10 protein-coding genes are annotated in these 7,027 nt (G+C 62.1%); 3 read left to right on the top strand and 7 right to left on the bottom strand.

Annotated elements, in window-relative coordinates; translation table 11 throughout:
* Positions 1 to 678 (top strand): flagellar basal body rod C-terminal domain-containing protein (locus tag PQQ52_RS34445; protein ID WP_408221475.1); only part of this gene is annotated, 678 nt, incomplete at its 5' end.
* 10 nt (positions 679 to 688) lie between these two features.
* Positions 689 to 1,912, top strand: coding sequence for a flagellar hook-associated protein FlgL (flgL, locus tag PQQ52_RS34440; RefSeq protein WP_408221473.1), 1,224 nt, complete (start codon positions 689 to 691; stop codon positions 1,910 to 1,912).
* A gap of 156 nt (positions 1,913 to 2,068) precedes the next feature.
* Here the strand turns inward: flgL and fliR are convergent, their stop codons facing one another.
* The 7 genes from fliR to fliL are packed head-to-tail and all read right to left on the bottom strand — an operon-like array spanning position 2,069 to position 6,747.
* Positions 2,069 to 2,851 (bottom strand): flagellar biosynthetic protein FliR, encoded by a 783-nt coding sequence (gene fliR, locus PQQ52_RS34435; RefSeq protein WP_408221471.1) that lies wholly within the window; start codon positions 2,849 to 2,851, stop codon positions 2,069 to 2,071.
* 46 nt (positions 2,852 to 2,897) lie between these two features.
* Positions 2,898 to 3,167 (bottom strand): flagellar biosynthesis protein FliQ, encoded by a 270-nt coding sequence (fliQ, locus tag PQQ52_RS34430; protein ID WP_093640874.1) that lies wholly within the window; start codon positions 3,165 to 3,167, stop codon positions 2,898 to 2,900.
* Between the two features lie 51 nt (positions 3,168 to 3,218).
* On the bottom strand, positions 3,219 to 3,998 hold the full coding sequence (gene fliP / locus PQQ52_RS34425) for a flagellar type III secretion system pore protein FliP (RefSeq protein ID WP_408221470.1): 780 nt from the start codon (positions 3,996 to 3,998) through the stop codon (positions 3,219 to 3,221).
* A 53-nt stretch (positions 3,999 to 4,051) separates the two neighbouring features.
* Complete coding sequence (gene fliO / locus PQQ52_RS34420) at positions 4,052 to 4,738, bottom strand: flagellar biosynthetic protein FliO (RefSeq protein ID WP_408221468.1); 687 nt, start codon at positions 4,736 to 4,738, stop codon at positions 4,052 to 4,054.
* On the bottom strand, positions 4,735 to 5,199 hold the full coding sequence (gene fliN / locus PQQ52_RS34415) for a flagellar motor switch protein FliN (protein ID WP_408221466.1): 465 nt from the start codon (positions 5,197 to 5,199) through the stop codon (positions 4,735 to 4,737). Before fliN ends, fliO begins: the two co-directional genes overlap by 4 nt.
* On the bottom strand, positions 5,192 to 6,190 hold the full coding sequence (fliM, locus tag PQQ52_RS34410) for a flagellar motor switch protein FliM (protein WP_408221464.1): 999 nt from the start codon (positions 6,188 to 6,190) through the stop codon (positions 5,192 to 5,194). The genes fliN and fliM overlap by 8 nt, the downstream gene beginning before the upstream one ends.
* 50 nt (positions 6,191 to 6,240) lie before the next feature.
* Positions 6,241 to 6,747, bottom strand: a complete 507-nt coding sequence (gene fliL / locus PQQ52_RS34405; protein ID WP_325043813.1) for a flagellar basal body-associated protein FliL — start codon at positions 6,745 to 6,747, stop codon at positions 6,241 to 6,243.
* Between the two features lie 39 nt (positions 6,748 to 6,786).
* Here fliL and PQQ52_RS34400 point away from each other — a divergent pair.
* The coding region (locus tag PQQ52_RS34400; RefSeq protein WP_408221462.1) for a hypothetical protein at positions 6,787 to 7,027 on the top strand (241 nt) is incomplete at its 3' end.

The following is a 7,027-nucleotide window of genomic DNA, read 5'->3' as shown; positions in this document are numbered from 1 at the left end:
CTCGCCGCCGCGGCACCGGTGCTCGGCGCCGCAACGGCGAGCAATACCGGTACCGGCACGATCACGCAAGGCACGGTGACGGCCGGCTACACGATGCCGAATGCGACCACCACGCTGTCGTACAACGGCACCGGGCTGTCCGGCTTCCCCGCAGGATCGACGGTGACGGTGGCGGGTTCGCCCTCGACCACGTATCCGATCACCGACGCGACCACCGTGGTGCCGTATTCGTCGAGCACGGGTGCGGCGCTGACGATCAGCAACACGACCGCTGGCCAGATGAACAACGTCTCGGTGACAATCAGCGGCGCACCGGCCGCCGGCGACACGTTCACCATCGGCCCGAACACCGGCGCGAGCAATGACGGGCGCAATGCGCTGGCACTGTCGAACCTGTCCGCGGCGAAGGCACTGGGCGGCGGCACGGTCACGCTGGCGGGCGCGTATGCAAACTACGTCAACCAGATCGGCAACCAGACCAACCAGATTCAGACTTCGAGCACGGCGCAGACCTCGCTGGTGACGCAGATCACCACCGCGCAGCAGTCGGTCTCGGGCGTGAACATTAACGAAGAAGCAGCCAACCTGCTTCAGTATCAGCAGCTCTATCAGGCGAACAGCAAGGTCATCCAGACTGCGCAGACCCTGTTCCAGACGATACTCGGCATCTTCCAGTGAGGCGTTGAACATGCGCATCTCAAGCATGCAGTACTTCAACATGAACGTGGCAACGATGAGCGATCAGCAAGCTCAGTTGTCGCAGTTGTATCAAGAGATCTCGAGCGGTGTCAGCCTCTCCACGCCGTCGGACAATCCGCTCGGCGCGGCGCAGGCGGTGCTGTTGAGCTCGACGGCAACGAGCCTGTCGCAGTACACGACCAATCAGACTTCCGCGCTCGCGTCGCTGCAACAGGAAGATTCGACGCTCGGCAGCGTCAATACGGTGCTGCAAAGCATTCACACGCTGGTGCTGAGCGCCGGCGACGGTTCGCTGAACGACGGCGACCGCGGCTCGATCGCGACGCAATTGCAGAGCTTGCGCAGCCAGTTGATGACGCTCGCCAATGCGACCGACCCGCAAGGCAACGCCTTGTTCGGCGGTTATCAAAGCACTGCGCAGCCGTACACCACCAACTCGGCCGGCGTCGTGACCTATTCGGGCGACACCGGCACGCCTGCCATGCAGATCACCTCCTCGCACACGATTCAGACCGGCGACAACGGTATCGCGATCTTCGGCAGTGTTGCGTCGATCGGTACCAGTTCGGTACCGGCCGCGACGACGGGCAACACGGGCACGGGCGTGATCAGCACCGTGAGCCTGACGAACCCGACCAATCCGGCCAACGCGGACACGTACAAGATCGCTTTCTCGTCGGGAACCACCTACACGGTGAGCCAGACCAATCCCGCGACCGGGGCGGTGACCACGAGCGCACCGCAAACGTTCACGGCCGGCTCGGCGATTACGCTCGGTGGCCAGACGGTGAACATCACCGGCGCGCCGAACGCGGGCGACAGCTTCACGGTGACGCCGGCCACGCAAGGCAGCACGGATGTGTTCGCCAATCTGAACCAGTTGATCACCACGTTGCAAACGCCGGTGTCGGGCGGCGCCTCGACGGCCAGTTTCCAGAGCGCGCTGACCACCAGCATGACCCAGCTCGAAAACACGATGAACAATGTCGTGACCGCGCAGGCAGCGGTGGGTGGCCGCGAGCAGGAAGTGCAGGCATTGCAGACCGTCACGCAGACCAACACGTTGCAGACGGCGAGCAACCTGGCGGATCTGACCCAAACCGACATGGCCAAGACGATCGGCCAGTACACGATGACGCAAAACGCGCTTCAGGCGGCGCAGCAGGCGTTTGTGAAGATTCAGAGTGTTTCGCTGTTCCAGTACCTGAACTAGGCAGACGGGTAGTTCGAAGCAAAGAAGGGCGGAAGCCGGTGTGAGCCGGTTCCGCCCTTCTTTGTTTCAGATGGCCGATGCGTGGCTCACAATGCGTGAGCGGCACACGTTGCTCGCGTGGCTATCGCGGCCAATCTTGCCGGTCTGGAAATGATGCTACTTAAACCCCGCCGCCACACGCCCCATCTGATCGATGCCGACGTCGAACAGGCGCATGAAGAACGGAATCATGTTCGGGATCATCAGTTGCAGGAGCAGCATGCCGATTAGCATCGTCAGCGGAAAGCCAATCTGGAACACACCGATTTGCGGCGCGGCGCGGTTCAGGATGCCGAGCGCGAGATTGGTGATCAGGAGTGCGACAACCACCGGCAGCGACAGCAGAAGGCCTGCCGAAAACACCGTGCTGCCGAAATTCGCCAGTGTGCGCCAGCCGGGCGCGCCCAGAATGTTCGCCGATACCGGCACCGACTGGAAGGTGGCCAGTAGCGCGCTGATCATCTGCAAATGGCCGTCGATCACCAGAAACACCAGCATCGCGATCGTGTTCATGTAGCTCGATAGCACCTGGCTCGAGCTGCTGGCCTGCGCATCAAAAAATGTCGCGAAGCCGAGGCCCATGCCAAGACCGACGAAATCGCCCGTGGCGCTGATCGCCTGAAACACGATCTGCATTGTCATGCCGAGCGCGATGCCGATCAGGAACTGGTTGATGATGATCCATACGCCTTCGGCGGAAAACACCGTGACCTGCGGCAGTGCGCCGAGCGTGGGCGCGACGATGATGGTGATGAAGGCCGCGAGGCCGATCTTCACCCGCATCGGCAACGAACGGTTGCCGAGCACCGGCGCAGTCGCCACCAGCGCGAGGATCCGCACGAACGGCCACAGGAACGCCGTGAGCCAGGCGTTCAGTTGTGCGTAGGTGACGGAGAACATGACGGTGGGAGAGGGCGGAAGCGCCGAGCGGAGGCCGGGGCCGCGCTCAGTTGACGAGCGAGGGGATGTTGGTGAGCGTCTGGCGCAGATAGTCGAGCATGGTCGTCAACATCCACGGACCTGCGATCACCATGGTGACGGCGATCGCGAGCAGCTTCGGAATGAACGACAGCGTGGTTTCGTTGATCTGTGTGGCGGCCTGGAACAGGCTCACCACCAGACCGACCACCAGCGCGACCAGCAGCAACGGCGCGGCAAGCAGCAGGCCAACATACATGGCCTGGTGCGCGAGCGTCATGACGGATTCCTGATTCATGGCGTAGTACCGGAAGCGTGAAGGGTTGAGTGATGCAGCTCAGTGACCCGGTTAAACAAAGCTCTGTGCGAGCGAGCCAAGCAGTAATTGCCACCCGTCGACCAGCACGAACAGCATCAGCTTGAACGGCAGCGAGATCGTGGCGGGCGACACCATCATCATCCCCATCGACATCAGCACGCTCGCCACCACCATGTCGATGATCAGGAACGGGATGAAAATCGTGAAGCCGATCTGGAAGCCCGTTTTCAGTTCGCTCGTCACGAACGACGGCACCAGCAGCGACAGCGGCACGTCTTCCGGCCCTTGCATCGGCGCGGCGTGCGAGATGCGGGCAAACAGTGCGAGATCGCTTTCGCGGGTCTGGCGCAGCATGAACGTCTTGAACGGGGCGAGGCCGCGGCTGACCGCCGTTTCCATCGGGATGGTGCCGTCGGAGAACGGTTTGTAGCCGTCGGTATAGGCCTTGTCCAGCACCGGAGACATCACGAACAGCGTGAGAAACAGCGCGAGACCGACCAGCACCTGGTTAGGCGGCGTAGTGGTCGTGCCGAGCGCCTGGCGCAGCAACGACAACACGATGATGATGCGCGTGAAGCTCGTCATCATCAGCACCATCGCCGGCAGGAAAGACAGCATCGTGAGCAGCAGCATCGTCTGCACGCTCAGCGAATAGGTCGTGCCGCCGTTCGGGCCCGGGCTCGTGTTGAAGGCCGGCAAGCCGGCGGCTTGCGCGAACGACAGCGTCGGCAGCGCGAGCATCAGCGCCGGCAAAACGACTGGCGCGACACGGCGCAGGACGGCAATGACCTTCGCGGCGGCGCAAGACATACGAGTGGCGTGCGCGCGACGTACTGATTGCACTGATTGAATACTGAACTGCATTACCGATCCCCGCTGCCTTGCCCATTGAAACGTTTGCCCACTTCGCCTTTTAAAGCATCCCGAAAGCGTTGGCCGAAGGTGCCGGGCAACGCTGCGCCTTTAACTGACGCACCCGATGCATCCGATACACCCGACGCGCCTGGTGTGGCCGGTTGCGTGCCTGCGACCGGATCCGCGGCCGAACCGGCGGGCATCGTATGCAGCAGACGCACATTGCCAGGCGCCGTGCCGAGCACGAGCCACGTATCGCCGATCTCGACCACGGCGACCCGCTCCTTGCCGCCGAGCGAGGCGCCGCCGATTGTCTTCACGAGGCCGCCGCGATTGGCCGGTTGCAAGCCGAAACGGCGCGCGAGCCATGCACAGGCGAACACCAGACCGATCACCACCAGCAAGCCGACGATGGTCTGCAACACCGCGCCGACGCCGAGCGCCGGAACGGCCGTGCCTGCGCCTACACCTGACGCGATTTTCGCGGCGTTGTTGACCGCGTTCATGTCGGCTGCGTGCGCGGCCGATGGTGCGAATGTCGCCACCGGGATCAGTACGAACATCAGCGCCGACGTAGCCGCTGTCGTTGCTACGGTCGCCGTGAGTCCAGCGCGATGGAGAACATTGTGCGACGCACGTGACACATGTGACGCATGTGACAGATGCAATGCGGCGCGACCGGCAACACGTTTCATCGATTCAGCTTCCGGATGCGTTCGGACGGCGTGATGATGTCGGTCAGACGAATACCGAACTTGTCGTTCACGACGACCACTTCGCCCTGGGCGATCAGGCAGCCGTTGACCAGCACGTCCATGGGTTCACCCGCCAGGCCATCCAGTTCCACGACCGAGCCCTGCGCGAGTTGCAGCAGGTTGCGGATCGCGATTTTGGTGCGGCCGAGTTCGACCGTCATCTGGACGGGAATGTCCAGGATCATGTCGATGTCGTTGCGCGTCGAGGTCGGTTCGACCTTCGAGAGCGGCTGGAACACGCCTGCGGTAGTCGGGCTGACTTCCGTGTTGTCGTTCTGCTCGGCCAGCGCGCTGGCCCAGTCGGCCATCGCCGCTTCGTCTTCGGCGCCGGCTGCGTCGGCGGCCAACTGCGGCTCGCCGGCGGCCAGTTCGGCCTCAGTCTTTGCGTTCAGGTCACTCATATCCACCTTCCTTCATCGTGTCGGCTGCGCTGACCATTTTCTGGACCCGCAACGCATACTGACCATTGAAAATTCCGTAGCCGCATTCCATCACCGGCACGCCATCGACTTTCGCCGTGATGTGTTCGGGGATGTTGATCGGCAGAACATCGCCCTTGCGCATGTTCAGGATCTGTTCGAACGTGACCGGCACCTGTGCGAGGTCGGCGGTCAATTCCACTTCGGCTGCCTGGACCTGCTGCGACAACACGCGGACCCAGCGACGGTCGACTTCGAGCGCCTCACCCTGGATCGGCGACGAGAGAATGTCGCGAATCGGTTCGATCATCGAATACGGCATGCAGATGTGGAGCGTGCCGCCTGTCGTGCCGAACTCGATCGAGAACTGCGTGACGATGACGATTTCGTTCGGCGTCGCCACGTTGGCGAATTGCGTGTGCATTTCCGAGCGCACGAATTCGAATTGCAGCGGGCGCACGCTTTTCCACGACGCCGCGTAGTGCTCGAACGTGAGATTGAGCAGCTTCATGATGATGCGCTGCTCGGTAGCCGTGAAATCGCGGCCTTCGACGCGGGTATGGAAACGCCCATCGCCGCCGAACAGGTTATCGACCACGAAGAACACCAGATTCGGGTCGAACACGAACAGCGACGTGCCGCGCAACGGCTTCACATGGACCAGGTTCAGATTGGTCGGGATCGGCAGATTGCGGGTGAACTCGCTGTACTTCAGCACCTTCACCGGGCCGACGGAGATTTCCGCAGAGCGCCGCATGAAGTTGAAGATACCGACGCGCAACAGCCGCGCGAAGCGGTCATTGATGATTTCGAGGCCGGGCATCCGGCCGCGGACGATGCGTTCCTGCGTCGCGATGTTGTACGGACGTACGCCTGAGCGGTCGGTCTGTTCGGCGACCGAGTCGGACTCGCCGGTGACGCCCTTGAGGAGGGCATCGACCTCCTCCTGGGACATGAACTCTTCGTGGCCCATTCCTTATTCCTCGTGCGTCCGGCGGTTAATGATGGCAGCGCGAAATGAGTTCACTGCACGACGAATTCGGTGAACAGCACGTCCTGGACGTGGATCGGCGCGGCGCCCTTATCGGTCGGCTCTTCGATCAGCGTCTGGAGTTCGGTGGCCAGCGCGCGTTTGCCTTCGAGCGGTGCGAGTTCTTCCGGGTGTTTGTTCGACAGCGCGAGGAGAATGCGGCTACGCACTTCCGGCATATGGTCGGAGAGTTCCTGCTGGGTTTTCGGGTCGTTGAGCTTGAGCGTCAGGCCGATCCGCAGGAAGTGTTGCTGACCGTCGTCCGATTGCAGGTTGACTGTCATCGATTCGAGCGGGAAGAAGAGCGGCACGGCTAATGGCGCTGGTGCGCTGGCGACTCCCGCTGATGCGGGCGCGGGGCCACGCTTGGACATGAAGAACCACACACCCGCGCCGGCAGCGCCTGCGGCGATGATCGCGATGAGGACGATCAGGATGATGCGCTTCAAGGGGCCCGGGGAAGCGGGCGCGGCTTGCTGGTTTGCGGTCGTGGCTGCCATGAGGTTTGCTTTACTTGCCTTTAGTGCTGGTGATGGTGATTGTTGTTTATTTGCCTGCGGCGCGATGGGTCGAAAAGAAGGGTTATTGAGGGCTATCTCTGGTTTTTGCCCATTCGGGCGGGGGGGGTGCCTGGTGGCGTGGGGTTTGGTTTTGGTTTTGGTTTTACCTTCGCGGCGCTTGTTTGTCTGTGCGCCTACGGCGTTGGCCTTTCCTTGCTTTCTTATTGGTTTATTAGCGTCGCCCCTGTGCGGGGCGGGCACTTACTTCTCTTTGCCGGCC

The sequence above is a fragment of the Paraburkholderia sediminicola genome (genome assembly GCF_046030555.1).
GTDB lineage: Bacteria > Pseudomonadota > Gammaproteobacteria > Burkholderiales > Burkholderiaceae > Paraburkholderia > Paraburkholderia sediminicola_E.
Note: the sequence above shows the minus strand (reverse complement) of the source record. Positions and strands in the feature narration are given on the sequence as shown.

Bases quoted from the DNA above. Each gene is read 5' to 3' on its own strand.
- flgL (WP_408221473.1), top strand. From the start codon at position 689: ATGCGCATCTCAAGCATGCAGTACTTCAACATGAACGTGGCAACGATG.
- fliR (WP_408221471.1), bottom strand. From the start codon at position 2,851: ATGTTCTCCGTCACCTACGCACAACTGAACGCCTGGCTCACGGCGTTC.
- fliQ (WP_093640874.1), bottom strand. From the start codon at position 3,167: ATGAATCAGGAATCCGTCATGACGCTCGCGCACCAGGCCATGTATGTT.
- fliP (WP_408221470.1), bottom strand. From the start codon at position 3,998: ATGTCTTGCGCCGCCGCGAAGGTCATTGCCGTCCTGCGCCGTGTCGCG.
- fliO (WP_408221468.1), bottom strand. From the start codon at position 4,738: ATGAAACGTGTTGCCGGTCGCGCCGCATTGCATCTGTCACATGCGTCA.
- fliN (WP_408221466.1), bottom strand. From the start codon at position 5,199: ATGAGTGACCTGAACGCAAAGACTGAGGCCGAACTGGCCGCCGGCGAG.
- fliM (WP_408221464.1), bottom strand. From the start codon at position 6,190: ATGGGCCACGAAGAGTTCATGTCCCAGGAGGAGGTCGATGCCCTCCTC.
- fliL (WP_325043813.1), bottom strand. From the start codon at position 6,747: ATGGCAGCCACGACCGCAAACCAGCAAGCCGCGCCCGCTTCCCCGGGC.